29 protein-coding genes and 1 pseudogene are annotated in these 26,410 nt (G+C 63.7%); 17 read left to right on the top strand and 13 right to left on the bottom strand.

The features are described from left to right. Positions 1-22: 22 nt before the first annotated feature. The gene (gene doeA, locus NKJ40_RS20855) at positions 23-1,201 is read left to right on the top strand and encodes an ectoine hydrolase DoeA (protein WP_352467661.1); all 1,179 of its coding nucleotides are present in this window, start codon (positions 23-25) and stop codon (positions 1,199-1,201) included. Positions 1,202-1,206: 5 nt separating this feature from the next. After that, positions 1,207-2,208, top strand: coding sequence for a N(2)-acetyl-L-2,4-diaminobutanoate deacetylase DoeB (gene doeB / locus NKJ40_RS20850; RefSeq protein ID WP_352467660.1), 1,002 nt, complete (start codon positions 1,207-1,209; stop codon positions 2,206-2,208). A gap of 3 nt (positions 2,209-2,211) precedes the next feature. On the opposite strand, the gene NKJ40_RS20845 is transcribed toward doeB, so the two are convergent. Further along, on the bottom strand, positions 2,212-2,871 hold the full coding sequence (locus NKJ40_RS20845) for a GntR family transcriptional regulator (protein ID WP_352467684.1): 660 nt from the start codon (positions 2,869-2,871) through the stop codon (positions 2,212-2,214). 322 nt (positions 2,872-3,193) lie between these two features. Here NKJ40_RS20845 and NKJ40_RS20840 point away from each other — a divergent pair, with 322 nt between their 5' ends. The 10 genes from NKJ40_RS20840 (at position 3,194) to NKJ40_RS20795 (ending at position 12,277) form a co-directional block, all read left to right on the top strand. Then, positions 3,194-4,321 carry a BMP family ABC transporter substrate-binding protein gene (locus tag NKJ40_RS20840; protein ID WP_352467659.1) on the top strand — a complete coding sequence of 376 codons (1,128 nt, stop codon included), beginning with the start codon at positions 3,194-3,196 and terminating at the stop codon, positions 4,319-4,321. A gap of 20 nt (positions 4,322-4,341) precedes the next feature. Then, the gene (locus tag NKJ40_RS20835) at positions 4,342-5,466 is read left to right on the top strand and encodes an ABC transporter permease (protein ID WP_352467658.1); all 1,125 of its coding nucleotides are present in this window, start codon (positions 4,342-4,344) and stop codon (positions 5,464-5,466) included. Next, positions 5,466-6,392: an ABC transporter permease gene (locus tag NKJ40_RS20830; RefSeq protein ID WP_352467657.1), complete on the top strand. Its 927-nt coding sequence runs from the start codon at positions 5,466-5,468 to the stop codon at positions 6,390-6,392. The genes NKJ40_RS20835 and NKJ40_RS20830 overlap by 1 nt, the downstream gene beginning before the upstream one ends. 14 nt (positions 6,393-6,406) lie before the next feature. Further along, positions 6,407-7,108, top strand: a complete 702-nt coding sequence (biuH, locus tag NKJ40_RS20825) for a biuret amidohydrolase (RefSeq protein ID WP_352467656.1) — start codon at positions 6,407-6,409, stop codon at positions 7,106-7,108. Positions 7,109-7,118: 10 nt separating this feature from the next. Continuing rightward, a complete protein-coding gene (locus tag NKJ40_RS20820; protein ID WP_352467655.1) occupies positions 7,119-8,651 on the top strand; it encodes an ABC transporter ATP-binding protein in 1,533 nt (510 codons plus the stop codon). Then, positions 8,651-9,319 (top strand): cysteine hydrolase family protein, encoded by a 669-nt coding sequence (locus tag NKJ40_RS20815; RefSeq protein WP_023677214.1) that lies wholly within the window; start codon positions 8,651-8,653, stop codon positions 9,317-9,319. Before NKJ40_RS20820 ends, NKJ40_RS20815 begins: the two co-directional genes overlap by 1 nt. Continuing rightward, positions 9,312-9,662 (top strand): cupin domain-containing protein, encoded by a 351-nt coding sequence (locus tag NKJ40_RS20810; RefSeq protein ID WP_352467654.1) that lies wholly within the window; start codon positions 9,312-9,314, stop codon positions 9,660-9,662. The genes NKJ40_RS20815 and NKJ40_RS20810 overlap by 8 nt, the downstream gene beginning before the upstream one ends. Then, a complete protein-coding gene (gene atzF / locus NKJ40_RS20805; RefSeq protein WP_352467653.1) occupies positions 9,659-11,467 on the top strand; it encodes an allophanate hydrolase in 1,809 nt (602 codons plus the stop codon). The genes NKJ40_RS20810 and atzF overlap by 4 nt, the downstream gene beginning before the upstream one ends. Before the next feature lie 20 nt (positions 11,468-11,487). Then, on the top strand, positions 11,488-11,772 hold the full coding sequence (locus NKJ40_RS20800) for a helix-turn-helix transcriptional regulator (RefSeq protein WP_352467652.1): 285 nt from the start codon (positions 11,488-11,490) through the stop codon (positions 11,770-11,772). A 103-nt stretch (positions 11,773-11,875) separates the two neighbouring features. Further along, positions 11,876-12,277 carry a hypothetical protein gene (locus NKJ40_RS20795; RefSeq protein WP_352467690.1) on the top strand — a complete coding sequence of 134 codons (402 nt, stop codon included), beginning with the start codon at positions 11,876-11,878 and terminating at the stop codon, positions 12,275-12,277. Positions 12,278-12,406: 129 nt separating this feature from the next. On the opposite strand, the pseudogene NKJ40_RS20790 reads toward NKJ40_RS20795, so the two are convergent. From NKJ40_RS20790 to cueR, 3 genes and pseudogenes are all read right to left on the bottom strand, one after another. Then, a pseudogene (locus NKJ40_RS20790) lies at positions 12,407-12,502 on the bottom strand (phytochelatin synthase family protein); the annotation flags it as partial. A gap of 66 nt (positions 12,503-12,568) precedes the next feature. Next, positions 12,569-13,126 carry a cytochrome c gene (locus tag NKJ40_RS20785; RefSeq protein ID WP_352467651.1) on the bottom strand — a complete coding sequence of 186 codons (558 nt, stop codon included), beginning with the start codon at positions 13,124-13,126 and terminating at the stop codon, positions 12,569-12,571. Beyond that, complete coding sequence (gene cueR / locus NKJ40_RS20780; protein ID WP_254819466.1) at positions 13,123-13,521, bottom strand: Cu(I)-responsive transcriptional regulator; 399 nt, start codon at positions 13,519-13,521, stop codon at positions 13,123-13,125. The genes NKJ40_RS20785 and cueR overlap by 4 nt, the downstream gene beginning before the upstream one ends. A gap of 262 nt (positions 13,522-13,783) precedes the next feature. Here cueR and NKJ40_RS20775 point away from each other — a divergent pair, with 262 nt between their 5' ends. The 3 genes from NKJ40_RS20775 to NKJ40_RS20765 are packed head-to-tail and all read left to right on the top strand — an operon-like array spanning position 13,784 to position 16,779. Next, positions 13,784-14,851 carry a type III polyketide synthase gene (locus tag NKJ40_RS20775; RefSeq protein WP_352467650.1) on the top strand — a complete coding sequence of 356 codons (1,068 nt, stop codon included), beginning with the start codon at positions 13,784-13,786 and terminating at the stop codon, positions 14,849-14,851. Then, positions 14,848-15,552 (top strand): methyltransferase domain-containing protein, encoded by a 705-nt coding sequence (locus NKJ40_RS20770; protein WP_352467649.1) that lies wholly within the window; start codon positions 14,848-14,850, stop codon positions 15,550-15,552. Before NKJ40_RS20775 ends, NKJ40_RS20770 begins: the two co-directional genes overlap by 4 nt. Positions 15,553-15,558: 6 nt before the next feature. Beyond that, the gene (locus NKJ40_RS20765) at positions 15,559-16,779 is read left to right on the top strand and encodes an NAD(P)/FAD-dependent oxidoreductase (protein WP_352467648.1); all 1,221 of its coding nucleotides are present in this window, start codon (positions 15,559-15,561) and stop codon (positions 16,777-16,779) included. A gap of 397 nt (positions 16,780-17,176) precedes the next feature. Here NKJ40_RS20765 and NKJ40_RS20760 read toward each other — a convergent pair whose 3' ends face one another. From NKJ40_RS20760 to NKJ40_RS20725, 8 genes are all read right to left on the bottom strand, one after another. After that, positions 17,177-17,743 (bottom strand): hypothetical protein, encoded by a 567-nt coding sequence (locus tag NKJ40_RS20760; RefSeq protein ID WP_352467647.1) that lies wholly within the window; start codon positions 17,741-17,743, stop codon positions 17,177-17,179. Further along, entirely contained in the window at positions 17,740-18,519 is a 780-nt protein-coding gene (locus NKJ40_RS20755; RefSeq protein ID WP_352467646.1) for a DsbA family protein, read from the bottom strand. Before NKJ40_RS20755 ends, NKJ40_RS20760 begins: the two co-directional genes overlap by 4 nt. A gap of 51 nt (positions 18,520-18,570) precedes the next feature. Then, positions 18,571-19,254 carry an SCO family protein gene (locus tag NKJ40_RS20750; RefSeq protein ID WP_352467645.1) on the bottom strand — a complete coding sequence of 228 codons (684 nt, stop codon included), beginning with the start codon at positions 19,252-19,254 and terminating at the stop codon, positions 18,571-18,573. A 67-nt stretch (positions 19,255-19,321) separates the two neighbouring features. Then, positions 19,322-19,849, bottom strand: a complete 528-nt coding sequence (locus NKJ40_RS20745; RefSeq protein WP_352467644.1) for a TlpA family protein disulfide reductase — start codon at positions 19,847-19,849, stop codon at positions 19,322-19,324. A 7-nt stretch (positions 19,850-19,856) separates the two neighbouring features. Further along, positions 19,857-20,297: a DUF411 domain-containing protein gene (locus NKJ40_RS20740; protein WP_352467643.1), complete on the bottom strand. Its 441-nt coding sequence runs from the start codon at positions 20,295-20,297 to the stop codon at positions 19,857-19,859. 28 nt (positions 20,298-20,325) lie between these two features. Further along, positions 20,326-21,756, bottom strand: coding sequence for a multicopper oxidase family protein (locus NKJ40_RS20735; RefSeq protein ID WP_352467642.1), 1,431 nt, complete (start codon positions 21,754-21,756; stop codon positions 20,326-20,328). 130 nt (positions 21,757-21,886) lie between these two features. Beyond that, complete coding sequence (locus NKJ40_RS20730; RefSeq protein WP_352467641.1) at positions 21,887-22,288, bottom strand: hypothetical protein; 402 nt, start codon at positions 22,286-22,288, stop codon at positions 21,887-21,889. 87 nt (positions 22,289-22,375) lie between these two features. Beyond that, positions 22,376-22,801, bottom strand: a complete 426-nt coding sequence (locus NKJ40_RS20725; protein ID WP_352467640.1) for a MerR family transcriptional regulator — start codon at positions 22,799-22,801, stop codon at positions 22,376-22,378. Positions 22,802-22,866: 65 nt separating this feature from the next. On the opposite strand from NKJ40_RS20725, the gene NKJ40_RS20720 reads away from it, so the two are divergent. Both NKJ40_RS20720 and NKJ40_RS20715 read left to right on the top strand, forming a co-directional pair. Continuing rightward, on the top strand, positions 22,867-25,065 hold the full coding sequence (locus NKJ40_RS20720) for a heavy metal translocating P-type ATPase (protein WP_352467639.1): 2,199 nt from the start codon (positions 22,867-22,869) through the stop codon (positions 25,063-25,065). A gap of 31 nt (positions 25,066-25,096) precedes the next feature. Then, positions 25,097-25,693 carry a cation efflux transmembrane domain-containing protein gene (locus NKJ40_RS20715; RefSeq protein ID WP_023720625.1) on the top strand — a complete coding sequence of 199 codons (597 nt, stop codon included), beginning with the start codon at positions 25,097-25,099 and terminating at the stop codon, positions 25,691-25,693. 219 nt (positions 25,694-25,912) lie between these two features. Here NKJ40_RS20715 and NKJ40_RS20710 read toward each other — a convergent pair whose 3' ends face one another. Continuing rightward, positions 25,913-26,335, bottom strand: coding sequence for a hypothetical protein (locus NKJ40_RS20710; RefSeq protein WP_292658873.1), 423 nt, complete (start codon positions 26,333-26,335; stop codon positions 25,913-25,915). Positions 26,336-26,410: the final 75 nt, after the last annotated feature.

Below are 26,410 nucleotides of genomic sequence, written 5' to 3'. Positions count from 1 at the left end.
CAACAAACGAGGACCAAGAACAATGCAGCCTAATTTGAAATTCTCGCGTGGCGAATATGCGGGGCGCCTCGCCAAGACGCGGCAAGCCATGGCGGCCAAGGGCGTCGATTTGCTTGTTGTCAGCGATCCGTCCAACATGGCCTGGCTGACCGGCTATGACGGTTGGTCGTTCTATGTGCACCAGGCCGTCATCGTGCCGCCGTCGGGCGAGCCGGTGTGGTACGGCCGCGGCCAGGACGCCAACGGTGCCAAGCGCACCGCCTATCTCGCGCACGACAACATCGTCGGCTATGCCGACCACTATGTGCAGTCGACCGAGCGCCACCCGATGGATTTTCTGTCCAGCGTGCTCTCCGATCGCGGCTGGGGGAAGCTCAGCATCGGTGTCGAGATGGACAATTACTGGTTCTCGGCCGCTGCATTCGCATCGCTGCAGAAGCATCTGCCCAATGCCCGCTTCGTCGATGCCACCGCACTCGTCAACTGGCAGCGCGCGGTGAAGAGCCCGACCGAAATCGATTACATGCGCAAAGCCGCCCGCATCGTCGAAGCGATGCACCAGCGCATCGTCGACAAGATCGAAGTCGGCATGCGCAAATGCGACCTGGTCGCCGAGATCTACGATGCCGGCACGCGCGGCGTCGACGGCATCGGCGGCGACTATCCGGCGATCGTGCCGCTGCTGCCGTCGGGCGCCGACGCATCGGCGCCGCATATGACCTGGGACGACCGGCCGATGAAATCGGGCGAGGGCACCTTCTTCGAGATCGCCGGCTGCTACAACCGCTATCACTGCCCGCTGTCGCGCACCGTTTTCCTCGGCAAGCCGACGCAGGAGTTCCTCGACGCCGAAAAGGCGACGCTGGAAGGCATGGAGGCGGGACTTGCCGCCGCCAAGCCCGGCAACACATGCGAGGACATCGCCAACGCCTTCTTCGCGGTGCTGAAGAGATACGGCATCGTCAAGGACAACCGCACCGGCTATCCGATCGGGCTTTCCTATCCGCCGGACTGGGGCGAACGCACGATGAGCCTGCGCCCCGGCGACCGCACCGAGCTGAAGCCCGGCATGACCTTCCATTTCATGACCGGCCTGTGGCTGGAGACGATGGGGCTCGAAATCACGGAGTCCATCCTGATCACCGAGACGGGCGTCGAGTGCCTGGCCAATGTGCCGCGCAAGCTGGTGGTGAAGAGTTGAGCCCGATGTCCAGCCTTCGCCCATCACCGATCACGCCGACCGTCGATTTCGAGCGCGACGGCGTGCAGCACGGTTTCCTGCGCCTGCCTTACAGCCGCGACGATTCCGCCTGGGGATCGGTGATGATCCCGATCTGCGTCATCCGCAACGGCAACGGGCCGAGCGCGTTGCTCACCGGCGGCAATCATGGCGACGAATATGAGGGGCCACTGGCGCTGTACGATCTCGCCCGCACGCTCGATCCAAAGCAGGTCAGCGGCACGGTCATCATCGTGCCGGCGATGAACTATCCGGCGTTCCGCGCCGGCACCCGCACCTCGCCCATCGACAAGGGCAATCTCAACCGCAGCTTTCCCGGCCGGCCCGACGGCACGGTGACCGAAAAGATCGCCGATTATTTCCAGCGCGAACTCCTGCCCCGTACAGACATCGCGCTCGATTTCCATTCCGGCGGCAAGACGCTCGACTTCGTGCCGTTCTGCGCCGCCCACATCCGGCCCGACAAAATATTGGAGGAGAAGGGGTTCGCTGCCGTGGCAGCGTTCTCCGCGCCTTGGTCGATGAAGATGCTGGAGATCGACGCGGTCGGCATGTTCGACACTGCCGCCGAAGAGATGGGCAAGCTGTTCATCACCACCGAGCTTGGCGGCGGCGGGACTTCGCGCGCGGAAACGGTGCGGATCGCGCGTCGGGGCGTGCTCAACGTCTTGCGCCATGCCGGCATCGTCGCCGGCGCCGTCGCGATGCAGCCGACCCGCTGGCTCGACATGCCGTCGGGCGATTGCTTCTCGTTCGCCGAGGACGACGGGATGATCGAGACGATGATCGATCTCGGCGAGCCGGTGGAGGAGGGCCAGGTGCTGGCGCGCATCCATTCGATCGGCCGCACCGGCGGCGCTCCGCAGGAGATACGGGCCAAAATGTCCGGTCTGTTGGCGGCGCGGCATTTTCCGGGGCTGGTCAAGGCCGGCGACTGCGCTGCCGTGGTCGCCGTGCTGGTCGATTGAGGGTCAGGAAGCTGATGTCGGGAACGGCTCGGCCTTGCCTTTGGGGCGATCGCCGATGGCAAAGACGGCGCTCGCTTCGCTGACGATCGAGACATGATCCTTGGCGGCTGTTCCGGCCGCCGCACTGTCGCCGCGCATGATTGCGGTGACGATGGCGTCATGCTCCTGCCAGGACTGGGCCAGCCGCCCGGGCAGCATGAATTGCGCGCGCCGGAACGGCGCGAGGCGGCCGCGGGTCATGACGGTCAACTCATAAATGTGCTTGCTGTGCGCGCCGCGATAGAGCCGGGTGTGGAACTCGGTGTTGAAAAGCTCATACTCTTCTTCGGCCCCGAGCTGCACCAAGCGCGCCGATGCCTGATGCTCGGCCTCCAGCGTGCGGCGCTCGCCGGCCGTCATGCGCTCGGCCGAGAAGCGCGCGCAGATCGCTTCAAGCTCGGCCATGCTCTCGAACATCGAGGCGAGGTGCTCCTGCGTCACCACGGCGACGGTGGCGCCACGGTTCGGCCGCCTTTCAACCAGTCCCATGGCGCTGAGCCGGCTGAGCGCTTCCCTGATCGGCGTACGTGAGACATCGAAGCGGGCGGCGAGCGAGGCCTCGTCGAGCTTTTCGCCTGGGCGCAGGAAGCCGGTGACGATCCGGTCGCTGATCGCCCTCACCATCTGATCGACGGTCGTGCCCGACCTGATCAAATTGCGCTTTCCCGACACGTCTCCTCCGTCCAGTCTTTTCGCTAGAGCCGAGAGCCACTCACCGGCCTCGATTCCTCCGCAGCTCTGTATGCCTATGTTTTAGCCTTCATGTCAAATTGGCGAGTTTGGAGGCAAAAAGTGTATGCAATTGCTCCGGCTTTGTGCAGGTCACATCGGCACATTCATTGAAATTGCTGAATAAATCCTGCTTCTGAAACTGGCACGCTGATTGCATACACTTCTTTCATTGAGGTGTTAACCGGCCCCAAAGGCCCCACAGAGGGAGCATTCAATGTCCGAGAGATTCATGCTTAGCCGCCGCGACCTGCTCAAGACCTCCGCCGCCGGAGCGGCGCTCGGCCTTGCGTCCGCATCGTTTCCGATCAGCAGGGCCTTCGCCGCGACGGCCACCGTCGGCTTCATCTATGTCGGGCCAAAGGACGATTACGGCTACAACCAGGCGCATGCCGAAGGCGCCGCCACGCTGAAGGGGATCGAAGGCATTTCCGTCGTCGAAGAGGAGAACGTGCCGGAGACGGTCGACGTGCAGAAGACGATGGAATCGATGATCAATCTCGATGGTGCGTCGCTGATCTTCCCGACCTCGTTCGGCTATTTCGATCCGCACATGCTGGCCATGTGCGCGAAATTCCCCGACGTGCAGTTCCGCCATTGCGGTGGCATGTGGAACAAGGACAAGCATCCGATGAATGCCGGTTCCTATTTCGGCTATATCGGCATGGGCCAGTATCTGAACGGCGTCGTCGCCGGTCACACGAGCAAAACCAAGAAGCTCGGCTTCGTCGCGGCAAAGCCGATCCCGCAGGTGTTGCTCAACATCAATTCCTTCCTGCTCGGCGCGCGCTCGGTGGACCCGACCATCACCTGCCAGGTGATCTTCACCGGCGAGTGGTCGCTGGCGGTCAAGGAGGCGGAGGCCACCAACGCGCTGGTCGACCAGGGTGCCGACGTCATCACTTGCCATGTCGACAGCCCCAAGGTGGTGGTCGAGACGGCGGCCGGACGTGGCGCCTTCGTCTGCGGCTATCATGCCAACCAGAGCCCGCTGGCGCCGGAGAAATACCTGACCGGCGCGGAATGGAACTGGGCCAAGGTCTACAAGATGTTCGTCGACGATCTGGTGGCCGGTACGCCGCTGCCCAATTTCACGCGCGGCGGCCTGGCCGACGGCTTCGTCAAGATGAGCCCGCTCGGCCCCGCTGTTGGCGACGCCGCTCGCAAGCAGTTCGACGGCACGCTGGCCGAAATGATGAAAGGCGGCTTTTCGGTCATCAAGGGTCCGCTGAAGAGCAACAAGGGCGTCGTCGTCGCGACCGAGGGCCAGGCCTTCGCCGAGACCGCGCTCGAACTCGAAAGCATGGACTACCTGGTCGAGGGCGTCGTCGGTTCGACCGCCTGAACCGGATCGGAGACGGGGCCATGGCAGACACGGTCAGCACTGCGGGCGCGCCGGCGCTGTTTGGCGCCAGGAATTATCCGGCGGCGCTCGAATGGGCGGCGCGGCGGGCGGAAGCCTTCGTCATACCGCTCGCGGCCCTGATCGTCGGGATGGCGCTGTTCAGCGTGTTCATCGCGCTGGTCGGCAAATCGCCGGTGCAACTCTACGAGACGATGTGGCGCGGCGGCTTCGGCTCGTGGTTCTCGATCCAGAACTCGCTGTCGCGGGCAGCACCGCTTTTACTGGCAGCGCTCTGCGTGGCGCTGCCGGCACGGCTCGGCCTCGTCGTCATCGGCGGCGAAGGTGCGATCGTGCTGGGCGGCGTTGCCGCCGCCGCCATCGGCGTCGCGGCGAATGGCGCGCCGGCTTTTCTGGTCATCCTGCTGATGGGCGTGGCGGGCGTGGTCGCCGGCGGCATCTGGATCGGTGCCGTCGGCGCACTCCGCCACTACCGCGCCGTCAACGAAACCATCTCCAGCCTGCTGATGGCCTATATCGCCATTGCGTTGATGAACCATCTTGTCGAAGGGCCGCTGCGCGATCCGGCCTCGCTCAACAAACCCTCGACCGAGCCGCTGGTGGATGCCTACCGCATCGGCAACATTCCAAGCATGGACGTGCACTGGGGCCTGGTCGTCGGCATTCTCGCCTGCGTCCTGTCCTGGCTGCTGATCGAAAAGACGCGCTGGGGCTTTGCCGCCCGCATCGCCGGCGGTAATGTCAGGGCGGCCCAGGTGCAAGGGCTTGCCGTCGGGCCGCTGATCGTCGGCTTCACCGGGTTGGCCGGCGGCTTCGCCGGGCTGGCCGGCATGCTGGAGGTCGGCGCCGTGCAAGGCAGCGCCAACGCCTCGCTCGCCGCCGGCTACGGCTATACCGGCATCCTCGTCGCCTTCCTCGCCCGCCACAATCCGCTCGCCATCATCCCGGTCGCTTTCCTGCTCGGCGGCATCGGCGCTTCCGGCGGGCTGATCCAGCGCCGCATGGACCTGCCCGACGCCACCGTGCTGGTGCTGCAAGGCATGCTCTTCGTCGTCATCCTGTTCAGCGAAACCTTTTACGGGCGCTTCAAGGTCTTCAATCCAGATCTGTGGAAGAGGGGCTCCTGATGGACGCGACCGAGATCGGCCTGTGGGGCGTGCCGCTCGCCATTCTCGGCGGCGCCATCCGCGTTTCGACGCCGTTCATCTTCGTCTCGCTCGGCGAAGCCATCACCGAGCGCTCCGGCCGCATCAATCTCGGCCTCGAAGGCACGCTGGTCTTCGGCGCAATGACTGCTTACGCCGTAGCGGTGATGACCGGCTCGCCATGGCTCGGCCTGCTGGCTGCCGCAGGTGCCGGTCTTTGCTTCGGCCTGTTCCACGGCTGGATCTGCAAATTCCGTGGCGTGAACGACATCGCCATAGGTATCGCGCTGATGCTGTTCGGCTCCGGTCTCGCCTTCTTCTTCGGCAAGCCGTTCATCCAGCCCTCGGCGCCAGACCTGCCGGCCATCGCCTTCGGTGGCTGGTCGAACATTCCGCAGGTGCAGGCGGCGCTCAACGTCAACGTGCTATTCCTGATTGGTGCGGCACTTGCCGTGTTCCTGTGGTGGGCCTTCCGCAACACCCGCGCCGGCCTGATCGTGCGCGTCGTCGGCGACAGCTCCGATGCGGCGCGCGCCATGGGCCTCAATCCCAACACCGTGCGCCTGCTTGCGACAGGCGTCGGCGGCGCGCTCGCCGGCATCGGCGGCGCCTATCTGTCGCTCTATTACCCCGGCAGCTGGACCGAACGCATCTCGTCGGGGCAGGGGCTGATGGCGGTGGCGCTGGTCATCTTCGCGCGCTGGAATCCGCTCGGCTGCTTTGCCGCGGCACTATTGTTCGGCGGCGCGGGCGCGCTAGGCCCGGCGTTGCAATCGGTCGGTGTGACGCAGGGCTATTATCTCTTCTACGCCGCACCTTACATCCTCACGCTCATCATCATGATCGCCACCTCGTCGCCGAGCCGCACGCTTGCCGGCGCGCCGGGCGAATTGTCGATCACCAAATGACTGGAGTTTTTCCGATGAACGCCAGAGCCGAGATCACCCAGCGCTACATCGACGCCGATCCCTATCCATGGCCCTATAATGGCGAGCTGCGGCCGGACAACACGGCGTTGATCATCATCGACATGCAGACCGATTTCTGCGGGCCGGGCGGCTATGTCGATCATATGGGCTACGATCTTTCGCTGGTGCGGGCGCCGATCGAGCCGATCAAGTCGGTGCTCGCAGCCATGCGGGCCAAGGGCTACACCATCATCCACACGCGCGAGGGCCACCGGCCCGATCTCGCCGACCTGCCGGCCAACAAGCGCTGGCGCTCGCGCCGCATCAATGCCGGCATCGGCGACCCCGGGCCTTGCGGGCGCATCCTGGTGCGCGGCGAAGCCGGCTGGGACATCATCCCCGACCTCTATCCGGCGGCGGGCGAACCGATCATCGACAAGCCGGGCAAGGGCTCGTTCTGCGCCACCGACCTGGAGCTGATCCTGCGCCAGCGCGGCATCGAAAACATCGTGCTGACCGGCATCACCACCGATGTCTGCGTCCACACGACGATGCGCGAGGCCAATGATCGCGGCTTCGAATGCGTGATGCTGGAGGATTGCTGCGGCGCGACCGACTACGGCAACCATCTCGCTGCAATCAAGATGATCAAGATGCAGGGCGGGGTGTTCGGCGCGGTATCGAACTCGGCGTCCTTCGTCGCGCAACTGCCGTGAGGACATGACCTTGAGCGGAAGCATCGGCAAGAAAGCTGTCGGCGTCGAGACCATCGGCATGACCATGCGCTTCGGCGCCTTCACCGCGCTGGACGACGTCTCGATCAAGGTGCCGGCGGGATCATTCCATGCGCTGCTCGGCGAAAACGGTGCCGGCAAGTCGACGCTGGTCAAATGCATGATGGGCTTTTACCACCCGACCTCGGGCGACATGCTGGTCGATGGCCGCGAGGTCGCGATCGCCAGTCCGAAGGACGCCTCGGCGCTAGGGCTCGGCATGGTCTACCAGCATTTCACGCTCGTCCCGTCGCTGACGGGTGCGGAGAACCTGGTCATTTCGCGCGAGAAGGTGCCTGGCGTCATCGACTGGCGCAAGGAGCGCGCCGCGCTTGCGCAATTCATGCAGCGGATGCCGTTCAAGCTGCCGCTCGACGTCAAGGTGGCGGAACTTGCGGCCGGCGAGAAGCAGAAGCTCGAAATCATCAAGCAACTCTATCTCGGCCGCAGCTTCCTGGTGCTCGACGAGCCGACTTCGGTGCTCACCCCCGGCGAGGCGCAGGAAGTGCTTGGCCTGGTGCGCGACATGACCAGTACCGGCGACCTTACGGTGCTGATGATCTCGCACAAATTCCACGAGGTGACCGCCTTTGCCGACGACATCACCGTGCTGCGCAAGGGCCTGCTGACCGGAACCGGCAAAGTCTCGGAGCTTTCGCACAAACAGATGGCGGCGATGATGATCGGCGACCAACCGATTGCAGCACTCGACAGCCGCGCTCCGGTGCCGGCGGGCGCCAGGCGGGTGCTGACGGTAAAGTCGCTGAAGGCGCCCGACCGCACCGGCTTGAAAACCATCGACATCGGCGAGTTCGATGTGAAGTCCGGTGAGATCGTCGGCGTCGCCGGCATCTCCGGCAACGGCCAGAAGGAGTTTCTCGAAGTCCTTGCCGGACAGCGGGCGCGCAATGGCGGCGACGTTCTGGTGAAAGGCTCGCCCTATGGCGCCAGCCGCAGCGAGGCGCGCACGCTCAATGTCCGCTTCATTCCGGAGGAGCCGTTGCGCAATGCCTGCGCACCGAAGATGACGGTGGCGGAAAACATGGCCTTCCGCACCTTCGACCTCAACGAGGCCGGCAAGCCGGTCAACTGGATCAGGATGAGCGCGATCAGGGGCTACGCGGCCCGTCTGGTCGAACAGTTCAAGGTCAAGACGGCCTCGCTCGCTTCGCCGATTTCGTCGCTGTCGGGCGGCAATGTGCAGCGCGCGGTGCTGGCGCGGGAACTGACCGGCGACGTCGACTTGCTCATCGTGTCGAATCCCTGCTTCGGCCTCGACTTCTCCGCCGTCGCCGAAATCCGCGCCCGCATCATGAAGGCACGCAACGCCGGCGCCGCAGTGCTCTTGATGTCGGAAGATCTCGACGAGCTGCTCGAACTTTCAGACCGCATCTTCGTCATGTCGGACGGCGCGCTGGTCTACGAGACGCCGATCGCGCAGGCGAGCGTGCAGACGATCGGCGAGCACATGGCGGGACATCACTGATGGCGGAGATCGAGGCGCTGCCGTTTCCGTTCGCCTTCAAGCCTGAGGCGATGGCGCTGGTCGTCATCGACATGCAGCGCGATTTCGCTGAACCCGGCGGCTTCGGCGCCAGCCTCGGCAACGACGTCAGCCGGGTGGTGGCGATCGTGCCGACGGTGAAGAGATTGATCGAGGGGTTCCGCACCGCTGGCCTGCCGGTGATCCACACGATGGAGTGCCACAAGGCAGACCTTTCGGATCTGCCGCCGGCCAAGCGCAACCGCGGCAATCCGTCGATCCGGATCGGCGATGTCGGGCCGATGGGCCGTGTGCTGATCGTCGGCGAGCCGGGAACGGCGATCCTCGATGAACTTGCCCCATTGCCCGGCGAAATCGTCATCGAAAAGCCGGGCAAGGGCGCGTTCTATGCCACCAGCTTCGGCGACGACCTGAAGCGGCTCGGCGCACAGCAACTGGTCTTTGCCGGAGTGACGACGGAGGTCTGCGTGCAGACGACGATGCGCGAGGCCAACGACCGCGGCTATGAATGCCTGCTGGCGGAGGATGCCACTGAGAGCTATTTTGCCGAGTTCAAGGCGGCTGCCTTGGCCATGATCAGGGCGCAGGGCGCCATCGTCGGCTGGACGGCGACGACGGACCAGGTGCTCGAGGGGATTGCCAATGCCTAACCTTGCCTTTGCCGGCCTCCTCAATGGTGGCTGGCGCGATCTGGCGTTCGAGCATTTCCGCAACGGCATTACGGCGCACTGGCTGCTCAAGGGCGGACCGACGGAACCGTCGGTCGCGATCCTGAACTACCGGCCCGGCGCCAGCGTGCCGCGCCATCGCCATGCCGGGCTGGAAACGATCATCGTGCTGGAAGGCACACAGAGCGACGAGAATGGCGATTTTGCCTCGGGCAGCGTGATCCTGAACCCGGTCGGAACCGAGCATTCGGTATGGACGAAGGATGGCTGCGTCGTGCTTATCCAGTGGAACCTGCCGGTAGTCATCCTGGGCGAGGCCAAATGAGCGACATCCGCTTCGACATAGCGAGATTGCACGCTGCCTATCAGGCTGGCGTCAGCATCGGCGAGATGATCGATGCGGTCGATGCGCGGCTCGCAGCGGCCGATGACCCCGGCATCTTCATCCATCTGGCGAGCAGGGCGGAGATGCTGGCCGAAGCAGAAAAGCTCGGCCTGTTCGATCCCGTGGCAAAGCCGCTGTGGGGCGTGCCGTTCGCGGTCAAGGACAACATCGATGTTGCGGGCATGCCGACGACGGCGGGCTGCGTCGAATTTGCTTATCTGCCGGCGAAAGACGCCACCGTCGTGGCGCGGCTCAAGGCCGCCGGCGCGCTGGTCGTGGGCAAGACCAATCTCGACCAGTTCGCCACCGGCCTGGTCGGCGTGCGCACGCCCTATCCGGTCCCGAGAAACGCGATCGATCCGAAACTGGTGCCGGGCGGTTCCTCGTGTGGCTCGGCAGTCGCGACGGCGCGCGGCATCGTCTCGTTCGCGCTCGGCACCGACACGGCCGGTTCAGGGCGCATTCCCGCCGGCCTCAACAACATCGTCGGGCTGAAGCCGAGCGTCGCCGCGATATCAGCCGCCGGCGTCGTGCCGGCCTGCCGCACGCTCGACTGCGTCTCGGTCTTCGCGCTCACCGTCGACGACGCCTACAGCGTGTTCGAGGCGGCAGCGGCAAAGGACGACGCCGATCCCTATTCGCGTGACCTCGGCGTCCAGGGTCTGGCCGCGCGCCCGCCGGTGCTGACGGTTGGCGTGCCGGCCAGGGCCGACTGGACCTTCTTCGGCGACCAGGCGATGCGGGCGGGCTTCGAGGCCGCTCTTGCCTCGCTGGAGACGCTGGGCTGCAGGCTGGTCGAAATCCCGTTCGGCGATTTCTACGCCACCGCCAACCTGCTCTACGAAGGCGCCTGGGTGGCCGAGCGTTATGCCGCGATCAGGGACTTCATGGAAGCCAACGAGGCGGCCATGCATCCGGTGACGCGCATAATCATCGGCGGCGCGCGAAAGCTTTCCGCCGCGGACGCTTTCAACGGGCTCTACGCCTTGCAAAGCTACAAGGCCAAGCTCGCGCCGGTCATCGCCTCGGTCGACCTCTTCTGTGTGCCGACCGCGCCGACGCACTACACGGTCGAGGCGGTGTTGGCTGACCCCATCGTCACCAACAGCCGGCTCGGCACTTACACCAATTTCGTCAATCTGCTCGACATGTGCGGCATTGCCGTGCCGAGCGGAACCCGTAGCGACGGTTTGCCGATGAGCGTTACCTTGCTTGCCGCGGCGGGCAAGGACCATCTGACGGCGTCGCTTGCGCGCGATGTCTATGCGGCAAGCGGCCTTGCGCTGGGCGCTACAGGCTGGCCGCTGCCGCCGTGTGGCGATGTTTGCGCGAACGTGGACGAAAGCACGATCGAGCTGGCTGTGGTCGGCGCGCATCTGTCGGGGATGGCGCTGAACGGCCAGTTGCAGCAGCTCGGCGCGATGTTCGCCCGGGCTGCAAGAACGGCGCCGCTCTACCGGCTTTACGCGCTCGCCGGCCAGTCGGTGCCGCGGCCGGGGCTCGAGCGCACCTGCAATGGCAAGGGCACAGCGATCGAGGTTGAAGTCTGGCGGCTGTCGCCGCAAGCGTTCGGGCACTTTGTTGCCGCGATCCCGCCGCCGCTCGGCATCGGCACGCTTCTGCTCGATGATGGGACTTCGCCGAAAGGTTTCCTCGTCGAAAGTGCCGGCCTCACCGACGCAGAGGAGATTTCGCATTTCGGCGGCTGGCGCAATTTCGTGGCGGCTCAGCAACAGCCGAGCTGACGACAAAGAATGCCGGTCGCATGCGCGGCGAACCCGGAAGCGCCTGGACGGCGGCGCACCAGCTTCGTGTTGCCGGCCTCGGCCCCTCGCAGATCCGGCGGTTATTCCAAAAGAATCTGCGGACAAGCCCGCACCAGTGGCTGATGCGTGAGAGGCTGATGCAGGTGCAATCGCTGCTGGTGCGGAGCAACCGTAAGCTGGCCGAGGTCGCCGAGGCCTGCGGTTTCTGCGACGTCTGTCATTTCGGGCGCGAGTTCAAGCGCTCAGTGGGATATCGCCGGCCGCATGGCGCCGCATCGAGTTAAGCGCCGGGCCCGGGACATTAGGTCGACGGCCTAGGTCGTATGATGATAGCTGGACTGACTGCTTGCGACCACTCGTCGACCGTCACCCGCCGGAGGCCCCCTTTTGGTTCTGTATATACCGTTGTCCTTAGACACGCCGATCAGAAGCAGCGTCAGCGACCTCATCAGCCTTCGCTCTGACGGCAACGCGATTTTGGCGACGTTCATCGTGCCACACGATAAAACCAAGGCGCTTCGTGTCCACTTTCATGCCAGCTATGTTATGAGAATGTGCGACGAGCACGTCTTGAACCTCGAGGATCTGCCAATAACCCGACAAGGGCTGATTGGGGAGCATTTTCTCTATCAGGTCGAAGGTGCTGACTTTCTACTCCATCAACCCGCGATTAAAGACAGCTATCGGGGAGCGAAACACTTTCGCTGCGTGACTGGATCGACCTGTCTGGACGTCGTCGCAGATGACCCGCCGACTGTGATGTTGGTCTCGCGTGACAGCGCGAACTGATCGCGTCCGTTCAGCTTCGCTCTTAAAGCCGCATTGAGAACGCCCGGTCCCACCACTTTGCCGACATTGGACCTTTATTGTCACGCCCTGGAACGACGCGCGTCCTGTCGCTGTCCCGAACAGTGCTACGATAAGCAGCAAGCCGCGCGTTGTGCCGCCATCGCCATCGATCGTGTCAACGGCTGAGAACAGGCGGTCACGCTCGATCAGCCAAGGCTTGTAGTCCAGCGCCGCACCCGACCAAGCAGCCATCCGGTCCTGCAGCAATATATCTCGCGGATCGGTGGGCTTTCACATGGTCCTTTGTCGGAACTTCGAATGGCAGCTCGAGCAATCCTGCAAGATGAGATGCAGGAGGTGCTCCGCCGGCAATTTAGTGGGATCGGCTTCCGCGAGTGATGGTCGCTTGCCAAGCAGGCTGCCACCGCCCATTGCCAGGCCGGAACCCATTCTCATGTCGTCGGTGATGCGCGGTGGTGCTCGCTCGGCGTCGGAGGCCAGGGCGCTGGCCAACGTTCCGATGTGGCGAGCCAGCCCTTCGAACTCCGCGCGGGCGGAGTCGATATCCGGCTTGGCGCCTGAAGGCGCACCCAATGTCGCGCTGGGGAATTCGGCAATCAAGGCAGGGCCGGTGCGGGCGCGGATTGTCTCTGCCGCCGCCTTGAAGGCCGCGGCGTCATAGGCCTGCTTGCCATCGAACATCCCGGCGATCGTCTTTGCCGCCGCGGCCATTTCCTTCATCGAGGCCTGGCGAGCCTCGATGACCGCATCACGGCCCGAATGGGCAGCGGCGAGCACGACTGAGACGCAGGCAAGCGACAGCACCGTTACAGCGGCTGCGAGCCTCACTGGGCCACGCCTTGTCCCGCCAGCTCGTCGATGATCGGGCAATCCGGCCGCTCGTCACCGTGGCAGTGACTGACCAGATGGTGAAGCAAGCCGCGCAATCCGACCAGTTCGGCGATCTTCCTGTCGATCTCCACCAGTTTGGCTTTCGCGATCGCCTTCACGTCGGCGCTGTCACGTTCCCTGTCTTGGTACAGCGAGAGCAACTGGCGGCATTCGTCGACCGAAAACCCCAGGCTGCGCGAGCGTTGCAGGAAGCGCAGCCGGTGAATATCGGCCGTCGAGTAATCGCGATAGCCGTTGTCTGTCCGGGCCGGGTGCAAGAGCCCGATATCCTCATAGTAACGGATCGTCTTGGCCGGCAGGCCGGATTTTTCGGATGCGACGCCGATGTTCATGGCGGAAATCTCCTTTGTCGGAGGAAATAGACCTTCCAGTAGATGGAAGGTCAACATGATGTGGCGATTTTGGATGCCCGACGCAACCGCCCGCCGGCTCCAACCGTTTGCCTGCCAACAGCGCATACTGAACCTTCGGGAAGAAATCAGTTTTCGGAAACGTTTATCGAACAGCGCTCAAACTCGGCGCCCACTCCGGGTGCCGATGAGCAAGGACCCTCCGGCGGCACGCTACACCGTGCAGACGCCGAGGAGACAGAATATGCCCGTCGACGCCTATATCAACCGGATCGCGACAGCGGTGCCGGAGCACGAGGTTCATCAATTCTATCTGCGTTTCGCTGCCTCCATGCTCGCGGTCGATCGCCGGAGGATCTTCGAACGCATGGCCGATCTTGCCGGCATCGAGCACCGCTATTCCTGCTTTGCGCCGGCGTCCGACCCCGAAGGACCGTCCGCCGACCTGGCCGGGACCTTCATCCGCGGTGCGTTTCCCGGAACGGCGATGAGAATGGCGATGTTCGACGATGCCGCACCTGTTCTGGCGCAAAAGGGCATCGACGGATTGCAGCTTGGCGACGACGCTTCCCGCATCACCCATCTTATCGTCACCACCTGCACCGGCTTTTCGGCACCTGGCATCGATCTCGAGCTGGTTGCGCGTTGCGGCCTGCCGGACGGCGTCGAACGCACGATGATCGGGTTCATGGGTTGCTATGCGGCGATCAACGGCCTCAAGCTGGGCCGCCACATCGTCCGCTCCGAGCCGCAGGCCAAGGTACTGCTGGTCAATATCGAGCTCTGCACGATGCATCTGCGCGAAACCACCGAGCTGGAAAGACTGCTGTCGTTCTGCCTTTGGGGCGACGGCTGCGCGGCTGCGCTCATCACTGCCGAGCCGGCCGGCATCGAGCTCGATAGCTTTCGCTGTCTGGTGGCGAGGGAACGGCGGGACCTGATGCGTTGGAACATTCGCGACCACGGCTTCGAAATGGTTCTTTCCGGCCAGGTGCCGGCAGCGATTCATGAAGCGTTGCGGAGCAACCAGGCCGCCATCCTCGGCGGTCGATCGGCGCAAGACATCGACCTTTGGGCCGTGCACCCGGGGGGACGTTCGGTGCTCGACGCCGTCGAAAGGGCCCTGAAACTCGAACCCACCGCGCTGGAACCATCGCGTGAGGTCTTGCGCCGGTATGGGAACATGTCGTCTGCGACAGTCATGTTCGTGATGAAAGAGATGTTGAAGGCGCCACCCGGCCTGCTCGGCTGCGGCATGTCGTTCGGTCCCGGGCTGACTGCCGAAACCATGCTCTTTCGAACCGTGTCATGAGCGGCCTGGAGCATCGGCAGCTTGCGCCGGAAATCCTCGACGGACTTGCGGCCGACGATCCGCGAGCACTGACCGCCCGCCACGACCTTCGTCGCATCAATATGCTGATGTTTCAGGTGCCGATCATGACGTCGTTACTCAGGAGGTTTGTGCCAAAGCCGCCACGCCGCATTTTGGAGATCGGTGCCGGCGATGGCTCCTTCATGCTGGCGGTCGCGCGGCGCATGGTCAGGCATTGGCCCGGGGTCGAACTGGTAATGCTCGACCGCGTCGACCTCGTCACTGCGCAATTGCGCGGCGATTTTGACAGACTGGGATGGACGGCCGAAGGCGTTACCGCCGATGTCTTCGACTGGGCAGGAAAGAATGACGGTACGCGGTTCGATGCGATCACCGTCAATCTGTTCTTGCATCATCTCGATGATGAGCAGCTCGTGCGCCTGTTTTCGCTGATCAGGCAGAAAGCCCCGTTGCTGCTTGCGACAGAGCCATGGCGGGCGAAACTGGCGCTGGCCGCGACCCGTCTTCTGCCGGCAATCGGCGCCAATGACGTCACACGAAACGACGCGGCGCAGAGCGTGCGTGCCGGCTTTCGCGGCAGCGAGCTTTCCGGTCTCTGGCTTGCGGCCAACGGCAAACCGGTCGAAGAGCGGCGCGCCGGCCTATTTTCCCACATCTTCGTTGGCGCCAGCGCGGGGTAACGACCCATGACGGGATTGTCGACTCATGACGCGATCATCATCGGCGCCGGCCCGGCGGGCACCTCCGTCGCGCTCACGCTGGCCCGACGCGGATGGGCCGTCGCCATTGTGGAAAAAAGCGCGTTCCCGCGCCGCAAGGTCTGCGGCGAATACATCTCGGCAAGCAATCTTGCGCTTCTGGACCAGCTGGAGATCGGCGACGCCTGGCGTGCCAATGCCGGCCCCGAAATCCGCCGCGTCGGTTTGTTTTCCGGCGACACCTGCGTCGAGGCGGCAATGCCAGGTGCAGGAGCTGGGCCACGTGCAAAAGATGGCTTCGGCCGGGCGCTCGGCCGGGACATTCTCGATTCCCTGCTTTTGCAGGCGGCACGCTCGGCGGGTGTCGAAATCTTTCAGCCCTGCCGCGCCGTTGCCATCGAGCGGGATGGCGAGATGCAACGGGTACGAATTCAAGCCGGAGATGAAACGGCGATGTTGCATGCGCCGGTGATTGTCGCCGCTCACGGCTCTTGGGAACCGGGACCATTGCCCAGCCAGCTCGGAAAGGCCAATCGCCCGTCGGACCTGCTCGGCTTCAAGGCGCATTTCACCGGGTCGTCGCTCGCGCCGGATTTGATGCCTCTGCTGGCCTTCCCCGGCGGCTATGGCGGCATGGTCTCGGCGGATCATGGCCGCTTGTCGATCTCGTGCTGCATTCGCCGCGATATGCTCGCGCGGTTGCGTAGACAACATGACCCCAAACACCGGAGCCATGTGTCGGCCGCCGATGCGGTCTCCCGCCATCTCGTGGACTCATGCCGGGGCGTGAGAGACGCCCTGGAACCGGCGCTTCTCGACGGTCCGTGGCTTGCCGCAGGTCCGATCCGGCCGGGAATTCGCTTGTGCTACGAAGGGGACATCTTCCGCGTCGGCAACGCAGCCGGAGAGTCTCATCCTGTCATCGCCGAGGGCATCTCGATGGCGCTGCAGTCCGGCTGGCTGCTGGCTTGCGAACTCGCATCCGCGCCAAGTGGCCGGGCAGGGCGCGAGGCCGCTGCCACACGCTATGAGGCGGCCTGGAAAAGACTGTTTTCGACGCGGGTCTACGCTGCCGCGGCCCTTGCTGGAATTGCCCTTCGCCCCGGCAGCGCCACCTTGATGGCGGCGATCGTCCGGAATTTCCCGCAGGCACTGACATTGGGCGCGCAACTGAGCGGCAAGACCAAGCCGGTTCCAGGCTTTGCCTGACGAGTAGTGCGGGGTCGTGTTGTCCTGGTCGTCTAATATGCTACCGCTACAGCTGGCAGCTGGCCCCTTCTCCCCGGAATTGCCATCGCATAGCCGTATGCTTGAAGGTATCTACGGCTTCAGGTTCGCAGGTATTTGACCAGGGCTGCAATCGCGAGCAAGAGGGCGACGAACACCAGGACCCAGACGAGCGCCATGCCGCCCATCATCCACGTACCCATTGGTCCATTCATCATTGCAATCACCTTTACGGTCAGTGAAGGCCCGCCTTCGTCGGTAAGCATCGGCGACTGCGAAGGCAATTAGCTCGCCGTGGATTTCGGTCAAGACGACCAGGAAACCGATCGGCCGCCTGTCGCCTTGTCCCGCCAACCGGAAGTGTCCTGTCCTTGCCGTCTCACATACCTCCGCCGCAGCCGTCCGAGAGATCCCAGACGTCGACGACCTGCTTGCCGGTGAAACCGTGCTCGCGGATCAGGAACTTCGCCAATCCGCCATACACTTTCCAGCGCCAGCATTGGCAGCAGCAAGGGCCTTTCTCGTTGGAATTAGCCATCGCATAGTCATAGGCTTGCTGCTCGTCGCCGGAGAGTTTCACATCGTAGTAGGGCATCATCTTCTGTGCGATGCCGGCTGGAATATCGTACGGATCGCTTGGGATCATCGCGATCTCGCGGTACCTGGCCAAACCGTTCACCTGCTCGGCATAGCGCTTTGTCTCCATTGGGCTGCAGCACGAGCCCGTAATCCGCGACATCGCCGGCATGGTCGCGATCGACTCCGTGAACTTGGCCGAACACGTGCTGTTGCCGTTCTGGCTGAGATATTTGAAACGGCGCACCAGATCGGAATCCTCCGTGGCGATCGCCAAATCCGGCCTCTTGAGCAAGCCGACGACCGCAGCGGCGCCAAAGGCGCTGCCCAGAACAACCGTCCGTCGGGTTGGGTAGCATATCCGGCTCATTTGCTGTTCCTCGCCTGCTCGATCAGTTTCTTCATCGTTGCGAGGTCGGTCGCGCCGGGGAAAATCTGCTCGCCAACGACGAAGCTTGGCGTTCCGCTGATCTTCAGCGCCTGGGCGAGTTGCGTATTCCGGTCGATCGACGCCTGGATATCGGGCCGCTGCATGTCGGTCTTCAGTTTAGCCACATCGAGACCGACGTCGGCAGCCACCTTCAGCACGACCGCTTCGGTCACCCGCGTCTTCACCGCATACAAGGCCTTGTGGAATGCCATGTATTTGCCCTGGCGCATTGCGGCGAGAGCCGCCTTGGAAGCAAATACGGAATCCGTGCTGAGGATCGGGAATTCCTTGTAGACGATCTTGAGCTGCGGATCGTCGGCCACGGCTTGCGCCATGATCGGCGCAACCTGCCGGCAATAGGGGCAGTTGTAGTCGAAGAACTCGACCATGGTGACGTCGCCTTCGGCGTTGCCGCCGACTGGGCTCGCCGGGTCCCGGAAGATATCGTCGGCCTTGGCCGCCAGGGCGGCTTTCGCCTCTTTTGCCGCAGCCTCGCGCTGGCGGGCATCGAGGCTCTGCAGCGCCTCCATGACGACTTCGGGATGCGCGAGGATATAGTCGTGGATGCGCTGGTCGAACTGGTCCTGGGACATCTCGCCCGCGGCGATCGCCTGACCGTGAGGATCGAGCGCGAGCCAGACCGTTGCACCGGCCAGAACGAAGGCACGGGCCATTTTGCCGATGGCTCCGCGCAGTGGATTGGACTTGTAGATCACAGGGTTCTCCTTCCCTCTGTTTCGCCGGACCGCCGGCATGTGAATGGTGCCTCAGAACATGCCCTTGATCTTCGCCCACCATCCCGTTTCCGGCTCATGGTGCGGGCGCTCGACATTGTTGGTGAGCGCATTGACGAAGGTGACGAGATTGACCGCGGCGAAATTCAGGCCATGGAAATTCGCCCGCCAGCGGCCCTCCTTGTCGATCACATGGGTGACGGTGCCGTGCATCTGATAACCATCATCCGTCAGCGTGAACTTGTGGCCGAAGGCCTCCGCCAGTCTGCGGGTCGCATCCTCCGGCTGATCCGCCGGCGTGGTCAGGAACAGCCAATTGACGGGGTCGAGCCCGTGCGCCGGCCCGTATTTGCTGAGCACGTCCGGCGTGTCCCTGGCAGGGTCGGTGGTGATGGTCACAAAGGTGACCTGGCCTTTCATCGGCGTGCCGTTCACCATTTTCTGGACTTCGGCGATCTTCTCGGCGTGCAGGGGGCACACATCCGGGCACGATGTGTAGATGAAGTGGAGGACGACCACCTTGCCGCGCAGGTCTGCCGTTCGCACGACACGCCCATCGGCGGTGCGCAGCGTGAAATCAGGTGCCGGCTTGTCGATCGTCTGGAAATATTTCTCGTCGCCCTCAAGCATGGCGTCGATTTCGTCGAGTGAGTGGGCTTGGGCCTGATACGAAAAGCCCGCGGTCAGCGCCGCAATGGCAGTTACGCTTAGCAGCAAACACCTCCACTCGTTCAAAGCCGATGCGAGGCAGCGAGCCTTCAACCCGGACATATCTGTTCCTTTCTCACTCGGCGGCGATGCGGCTGCGGATGAAGTCGACCAAGTCGGGCGCGTCCCATTCGGCCGGCCCAATCAGCCGGCCGATCTCCTTGCCATCGCGATTGATCAGCAGGGTTGCCGGAAGGCCGACGGTGCCGATGGCAAACATTGCCTTGCCCGAGGCATCGATGTTGAGGGCGAGGTGCTTGATGCCGATCTCGGCAAAGAACTTCTTCACAATCTCAGGACCGGCACGGTCCATCGACAGCGCGACGACCTCGAAATCCGGACCGCCCAGTTTGGCCTGCAGACGATCGAGCGTCGGCATCTCCTTGCGGCAAGGCGCGCACCATGTCGCCCAGATGTTGAGCAGCACGACCTTGCCGCGGAAATCCGCAAGCGTTTTCAGCTTGCCGTTGCCGTCCTCGAAGCTGATTTCCGGTATGGGGACGGGCGCCTCGTGAACGACAAAGTTCTGCGGTGGCTCCGCGGCTGATGCCGGCGGCAAAAATGCCAGCAGCATGCCAATCAGGACCGTTGCCAGTTTGCTCACAACAGCCTCACTCGGTCGCGTAGACGGTGGGTGCCTTGCCGTCCTTGGTGAAGGCGTAGACGACGAAGGGGCCTTGCTTCTCACCACCCATGCCTGGAGCGCCCGTCGGCATGCCGGCCAGCGTTATGCCGGTGATGGCCGGGCGTTCGGTCAAAAGCTTCTTGACGATCTCGACCGGCACCAGGCCATCGACGACATAGCCGTCGACCATCAGCGTGTGGCAGCCTTCGAGGTCGGCCGGCACGCCGGCATCGCTGCTGATCTGAGAGAGATTGTTGACCGGCTTGATGTCGATCTTGAAGCCGTTGTGCTCGAGATAGTTGGCGTAGGATTCGCAGCAGCTGCATTGCGGGTTCTTGTACATGACGGCGTTGATCGTGGCGGCGAAGGCAGGCAGCGGCGTTGCGATCAGCAGGGACAGTGCGGCTAGGCGGTAGGTCAGTTTCATTGCAGTTCTCCTTGGTTGGATAAAACTTTCAGGTCACGCGGAACACTGTCATCAGGCCGGCCATCTGGTGGTCGGCGACATGGCAGTGCAGCATCCAGTCACCGGGATTGTCGGCAACGAAGGCGCATTCGATCGTGTCCTTGGGGGCGAGCAGCACCGTGTCCTGCCATTGCCGGTGCGGTACCGGCGAGCCGTTGCGCGAAAGCACCGACAGGCTGAAGCCGTGGACGTGCATGGGATGCCACCAGGCGGTTTCGTTGCGGATGGCGAGACGGCAGGTGGCGCCGCGCGACAGCGTGAACTGCGGCGCCATTCCGGCGTGGCCGTCGCCGGTCATCGACATGCCGTTGATTGCCCAGGCGGCGGCGCCGTTCATGCCGGGCATCCCCATGCCCATCATGCCGCCGACGCCGGCCAGCTTGCCGCCGCCCATCATGCCGCCCTGCAGGACGATTTCATGCCGTTCGGCCTTGGCCACGTCAGGGGCCGGCAGCGGATTGGCCGGCAAGCGAAGCGGCGCATCGAGAGGATGATCGCGCAGCGGCGCTCCGGCGTCATAGGCGAGCGTGGTCAGGGTGTCGGCGAGGCCATCGTAGTAATCGTCGATCACCGCATGCCGGCTGCCGGGGTCGCCCTGCAGGCCGAGCAGGACATCGACCCGCATGGCAGGCGCCAGCACCAGGCGGCCGCTTTCAGGTTCGTGCGGATCGCAGGGCTGGCCGTCGATGGCGACGATGACCGGCCGGTGGCCTTCGAAGCGCAGAGCCATGATGCGGGCGAGCGATGCATTGGCCAGCCGCAGCCGGAGACGCTCGCCGGTCCGCACCTTCTGGTCCGCCGGGCGCGCGCCGTTGAGGGTCACGAGACCGCCGACGCGGCCGGACATGGCGGCATCCATCGCGCTGCCGAAGCCGGCGGCGATCTGCCCATCGGCCGCAAGCCGCCAGTCTTGCAGCAGCCACAGAATGTCGCGATCGACGGCGATCGGCTCGGCCTCCTCGACGATCAGCGCGCCGGCAAGGCCACGACCGAGCTGAACCAGGCTGTTGGCGTGCGGGTGATACCAGAAGGTGCCGGCATCGGGCGGGGTGAATTCATAAATAAAGTTTTCACCGGGCCTGATCGGCTTCTGCGTCAGGCCGGGTACTCCGTCCATCGCGTTCGGCAGCCGGATGCCGTGCCAGTGAACTGTGGTGTCTTCGCCAAGTCCGTTCTCGACGATGATGCGAGCGGGCTGCCCCTGGCGCAAGCGCAGTGTCGGGCCTGGGACCGTGCCACCATAGGTCCATACCGGAGTGCGCGGACCATCGGGGCCGGTGAGCCGTGCCTGGCCCGGCGCCGCCCTGATCCGGTGTTCGTCGGTAGCGAGTGCAGGGCGGATCGCTGCGGAGGCGGCAATGCTCGCTGCCGCAAACAGGACTTTGCGGCGCGTTATGAACGGACTTGAAACGGAATTCACCCTTGTGACCCCTGCGGTAACCGACGGCGAACGTCGCGATATCGATTGAATTGCTGCCGCGCCCGCTGCGCGGTACACGCAAGCGGGCGATCAGACGCCGTCGATCAACCGCGGAAACGGCAGAACGGCGTCAGACGAGAGCGCTGGGTCTTGGAGGGAATGGCTCGGGCAGCAGACTTCGCCCATGCAGGAACGCGGCGGGACGCGCCGGCGGCAGCTCGGCCCGCAGCCATCCCGTCACGGGGAGAGCTTGCGGCAGCACCGCCAGAACCGGTGCGACGCAGGTCGGCGCACATTGCATCGGTTTGTCGTTGTCGGCCGAGCTCTTGAGGCAAGCGCTGCAGTCGCCGCCCTTGGCATCGGCCATCTTGGCCATGTCGGTGGTGCCGGTATCTGTGGCCATGATCATGCGGCTGTCGATTGCCATCCTGGCCGACATGACGGCGGCCTGGGCTGCGGACAGGCTGAACCCGGCGGTCACGAGAACCGCAAGCAGCATGACCAGGAGGCGTTTTGGTGACAGACGTGCCATCATCCGCTCAGGTTGACCGCAAAGCGCGGCTTTTGCAAGCTCGGCATGCTGTGACATCGGCGCTGGTGCGAGCTCCGGTCTTGCGAATCAATGATGAGGATGCTCACATTGACCGTGATCTGACAGCACCTCGATCACACGGCATTCGCAGACTTTCCCCTGCCGGCAGCCCTCAACCATCAGTTCCAGCTCGATCTTCAATGCGGTAAGGCTGCGTATTCGCTGGACGACCTCGGCCAGACGGGCTTGGGCGATGGCGTCGGCGGTTCCACAGGGCTGGTGGGGATTATCCTGCAACGTCAACAGCGTCCTGATGGCCTCGATGTCGAACCCAAGCTCGCGCGCGTGCCTGATGAAGGCGAGCCGGCGCAAGTCGGCCGCTTCATAATGCCGGCGATTGGCTTCGGTGCGGGCAGGGGCTGGAAGCAAATCGATCTGCTCATAGTAGCGGATGGTTGGAACCTTCACGCCGCTGCGTCGGGCTGCTTCACCGATGGTCACACCTGCTGACATTTTTCGCTTGCTCCTCTAGTCACTAGAGGATGTAGCGTCGCGTTGAAAGTTACAAGAGATGCGAGATGACTGCGATCGGACAAGAGACAAAATTCCGCGTGGAAGGCATGGATTGCGCCAGCTGTGCCAGCAAAATCGATACCCTCGTGCGGCGGATGCCTGGTGTGCAGGATGTTAGCGTATCCGTTTCGGTAGGCACTCTGACGGTCATTCATACTCCCGAAAGCAATCTTGACGCGATCGCGAGGAAAGTCACCGGCCTCGGCTACGCTGTTGCTCCGCTGACCGCCAAGTCTGGAGCGCCGGCCTCCGATCAATTGGCCGACCATGACCACAGAACGCACAGTCACGACAAGAAATTAGCGGGATTGCATGGCAACGATGATGCGCCGATGTCTGGGCCATGGTGGAACAGCGCCAAGGGCCGCCTGACCATCGCCAGCGGCGTCGCCTTAGCGGTGGCTTTTGCGGTTCATTACATGTGGCCGGCCACTGACCCTTGGGCCTTCATCGCCGCCATGCTGCTCGGCCTGGTGTCGATCGCGCGCCGAGCGGTCATGGCCGCAGTCGCCGGCATTCCGTTCACAATCGAAATGCTGATGACCGTGGCGGCCGCCGGCGCCGTGATCACCGGCGCCGGCGAGGAAGCGGCGACGGTCGTCCTCCTGTTCCTGATCGGCGAATTACTGGAAGGGGTGGCGGCCGGGAAGGCACGTTCTAGCATCCAGGCGCTCACCACACTGGTTCCCAAGACGGCTCTAGTCGAAGTGGATGGGACGAGCCGCGAGGTGCCGGCCGAAAGTCTGTCCGTGGGGGACATCATTCTGGTGCGGCCCGGTGATCGGATTCCGGCTGATGGCGAGATCACCGAGGGTGACAGCGCCATTGATGAATCGCCTGTGTCGGGTGAAAGCGTCCCGGTGGGCAAGAACGTTGGCGACACGGTTTTTGCCGGCACTATCAACGGCGACGGCGTGCTGCACATCAAGGTGACGGCGGCCTCCGCCGACAACACGATTGCACGGGTCGTCAAGCTCGTCGAGGAGGCGCAGGAAAGCAAGGCGCCCACCGAGCGTTTCATCGACCGTTTCTCGCGCTGGTACATGCCCGGCGTGGTCGCCGTCGCGGCGCTCGTCGCGATCATGCCACCGCTGCTCCTTGGCGGCGATTGGAACGAATGGATTTACAAAGGTCTGGCGCTGCTGCTCATCGGCTGTCCGTGCGCGCTGGTCATTTCTGTGCCGGCGGCAATTGCGGCGTCGCTTTCGGCCGGAGCCCGGCGCGGCCTGCTGATGAAAGGCGGGGCGGTGCTGGAAGGGCTCGGCACCATCACTGCCGTGGCGCTCGACAAGACCGGCACGCTGACGCTCGGCAAGCCGCAGGTAACCGACGTGGTTGCAGTCGGCGCCAGTGAACGCGAGATCCTTTCCCTCGCGGCAGCGCTCGAGACCGGTTCCAGCCATCCGATGGCCCTGGCCATTCTGCAAAGGGCCAATGCTGACAAGGTTCCGGTGCCACCTGCTGCCGAGGCCAGGGCGATTGGCGGCAAGGGCGTCGTCGGTCGCGTCGGCGGCAAGAGCCTGTTTCTGGGCTCGCCGGCCGCTGCCGGCGAAAAGGCGCCGCTGCCAGCCGACCTGGCCGCACGCATCACGGCATTGAACGATGAAGGAAAATCGGTGTCGGTGCTGCTCATCGACGACGCTCTTGCCGGCTTCATCGCCATGCGCGACGAACCCCGGCCGGACGCGTTCGCCGGGCTGAAGGCGCTGACTGACGCTGGTATCAAAACAGTCATGTTGACCGGTGACAACAAGCGCACCGCCGCTGCCATCGGCAAGCAACTCGGCATCGAGGTGCTCGCCGGATTGCTGCCCGAGGACAAGCAGCGCATTGTCGGTGAGTTGAAGCGGCAGGGGTTCAGGGTCGCCAAGGTCGGCGATGGCATCAACGATGCGCCAGCACTTGCCGCGGCCGATGTCGGCATCGCCATGGGCGGCGGCACGGATGTGGCTCTTGAAACGGCTGACGCAGCAGTGCTGCATGGACGCGTCGGCGACGTCGCCGCCATGATCAGGCTGTCCCAAGCAACCATGGCCAACATCAAACAGAACATTACAATGGCATTGGGGCTGAAGGCAGTGTTCCTGGTGACGACGATCACTGGCATCACCGGCCTGTGGCCCGCCATCCTCGCCGACACCGGGGCGACGGCCCTGGTGACAGCCAATGCCATGCGGCTGTTGCGCTGGAAGAGCAGCTGGTAAGAGCATCAACAGCATCCCATCAGGACAGGCCATGCAGCAAGCTATTACGTCGGACGGCCTTCGCCGGGTGGTGCTTGTCGTCGCGCTGCTGAACCTCGGTTATTTCGGCATCGAATTCGCCGTGGCGCTGGCGATCGGCTCGGTGTCGCTGTTCGCCGACAGCGTCGATTTTCTGGAAGATGCCTCGGTCAATCTCCTCATACTGCTCGCCATGGGATGGTCGCTGCGTGCCCGCTCGCGCGTTGGCATGGCGCTGGCGCTTATCCTTTTGGTGCCGGGCCTGGCGACGCTGTGGACCGCGTGGGAAAAGTTCAACATGCCGGTGCCGCCGCAGCCAACGGCCCTGACGCTGGCGGGGTTGGGCGCCTTGGCGGTCAACCTGTCATGCGCCTACATGCTGGCGCGCTACCGCCACCACAGCGGCAGTCTTACCAGGGCGGCATTCCTCTCGGCCCGCAACGACGCCGTCGCCAACATCGCGATCATACTGGCCGGGTTGGTGACGGCCTTCCTATGGCGATCGGCATGGCCGGATCTGATCGTCGGCCTGGGAATCGCGGCACTGAATGCAGACGCGGCGCGCGAGGTGTGGGAGGCCGCTCGGGAAGAGCACCGAGCCGTTTCGTGAACTCCAAAACGCTCAGCGCGCTGCCGGATTGCGAATGCGGCGATGCAGGGGCGCCAATGCAGGGGCGCAGACCGGCCTGCAGTGATCCAGAAACTGCGTGATCTCTAATATAAGCGCACACTTGCAAAGCGGGCGGAGGAGAAACGGCCCACAAGCACGCACCTCATCAAAAGGCCCGCGTCTCCGAAGAGGGCGCGGGCCGGTTTTCGGCGGCATGCGCTAGGCGGGTATCAAGACGGCGATGCGGTGGATGCCGACCACCTTGCTGGTGTTGGCTGCCTCGTCGGTCTTGCCCTTGGAGCAGGTATACATATCACCTTCCTTGAGCTTGAATTGCTTGTCGGCTTTTTTGATCGTGAATTCACCGGCGGTAATGGTGCACACCATGTCGTTGTCCATTACCATTGCAGGAGCAGCTGCTCCCGGCTGAAAGACCACATCGACAATTGAGATGCTCTTGTAGGCGGGGATATCGGAATTGCCGGTGCCGACCTCAACCACCCTGACGCCGGGGGCTATTTCCTTGCCTTCCTTCGGGCCGTATTTCTTGACCTTTGCAGCTGCCGCCAGCGTGAACAAAGGCGTTACCGCGGCCGCCGTCACGCCGAGCGCGATTGCAGACCTGCGATTTATGGTTTTCATCGCATCCTCCCGTTATGGCCACGCACCAATGCGCATGGTTGCAATATATTAGCACATATGCAGATAATTGCAGCA

Source organism: Mesorhizobium sp. M0119 (genome assembly GCF_040322615.1).
Classification (GTDB): domain Bacteria; phylum Pseudomonadota; class Alphaproteobacteria; order Rhizobiales; family Rhizobiaceae; genus Mesorhizobium.
This window is presented reverse-complemented; position numbering and strand designations above follow the sequence as displayed.

Coding starts and splice junctions, on each gene's coding strand:
- doeA (WP_352467661.1), top strand. CDS start 23: ATGCAGCCTAATTTGAAATTCTCGCGTGGCGAATATGCGGGGCGCCTC.
- doeB (WP_352467660.1), top strand. CDS start 1,207: ATGTCCAGCCTTCGCCCATCACCGATCACGCCGACCGTCGATTTCGAG.
- NKJ40_RS20845 (WP_352467684.1), bottom strand. CDS start 2,871: ATGGTGAGGGCGATCAGCGACCGGATCGTCACCGGCTTCCTGCGCCCA.
- NKJ40_RS20840 (WP_352467659.1), top strand. CDS start 3,194: ATGTCCGAGAGATTCATGCTTAGCCGCCGCGACCTGCTCAAGACCTCC.
- NKJ40_RS20835 (WP_352467658.1), top strand. CDS start 4,342: ATGGCAGACACGGTCAGCACTGCGGGCGCGCCGGCGCTGTTTGGCGCC.
- NKJ40_RS20830 (WP_352467657.1), top strand. CDS start 5,466: ATGGACGCGACCGAGATCGGCCTGTGGGGCGTGCCGCTCGCCATTCTC.
- biuH (WP_352467656.1), top strand. CDS start 6,407: ATGAACGCCAGAGCCGAGATCACCCAGCGCTACATCGACGCCGATCCC.
- NKJ40_RS20815 (WP_023677214.1), top strand. CDS start 8,651: ATGGCGGAGATCGAGGCGCTGCCGTTTCCGTTCGCCTTCAAGCCTGAG.
- NKJ40_RS20810 (WP_352467654.1), top strand. CDS start 9,312: ATGCCTAACCTTGCCTTTGCCGGCCTCCTCAATGGTGGCTGGCGCGAT.
- atzF (WP_352467653.1), top strand. CDS start 9,659: ATGAGCGACATCCGCTTCGACATAGCGAGATTGCACGCTGCCTATCAG.
- NKJ40_RS20800 (WP_352467652.1), top strand. CDS start 11,488: ATGCGCGGCGAACCCGGAAGCGCCTGGACGGCGGCGCACCAGCTTCGT.
- cueR (WP_254819466.1), bottom strand. CDS start 13,521: ATGAACATCGGCGTCGCATCCGAAAAATCCGGCCTGCCGGCCAAGACG.
- NKJ40_RS20775 (WP_352467650.1), top strand. CDS start 13,784: ATGCCCGTCGACGCCTATATCAACCGGATCGCGACAGCGGTGCCGGAG.
- NKJ40_RS20770 (WP_352467649.1), top strand. CDS start 14,848: ATGAGCGGCCTGGAGCATCGGCAGCTTGCGCCGGAAATCCTCGACGGA.
- NKJ40_RS20765 (WP_352467648.1), top strand. CDS start 15,559: ATGACGGGATTGTCGACTCATGACGCGATCATCATCGGCGCCGGCCCG.
- NKJ40_RS20760 (WP_352467647.1), bottom strand. CDS start 17,743: ATGAGCCGGATATGCTACCCAACCCGACGGACGGTTGTTCTGGGCAGC.
- NKJ40_RS20740 (WP_352467643.1), bottom strand. CDS start 20,297: ATGAAACTGACCTACCGCCTAGCCGCACTGTCCCTGCTGATCGCAACG.
- NKJ40_RS20730 (WP_352467641.1), bottom strand. CDS start 22,288: ATGGCACGTCTGTCACCAAAACGCCTCCTGGTCATGCTGCTTGCGGTT.
- NKJ40_RS20725 (WP_352467640.1), bottom strand. CDS start 22,801: ATGTCAGCAGGTGTGACCATCGGTGAAGCAGCCCGACGCAGCGGCGTG.
- NKJ40_RS20720 (WP_352467639.1), top strand. CDS start 22,867: ATGACTGCGATCGGACAAGAGACAAAATTCCGCGTGGAAGGCATGGAT.
- NKJ40_RS20715 (WP_023720625.1), top strand. CDS start 25,097: ATGCAGCAAGCTATTACGTCGGACGGCCTTCGCCGGGTGGTGCTTGTC.
- NKJ40_RS20710 (WP_292658873.1), bottom strand. CDS start 26,335: ATGAAAACCATAAATCGCAGGTCTGCAATCGCGCTCGGCGTGACGGCG.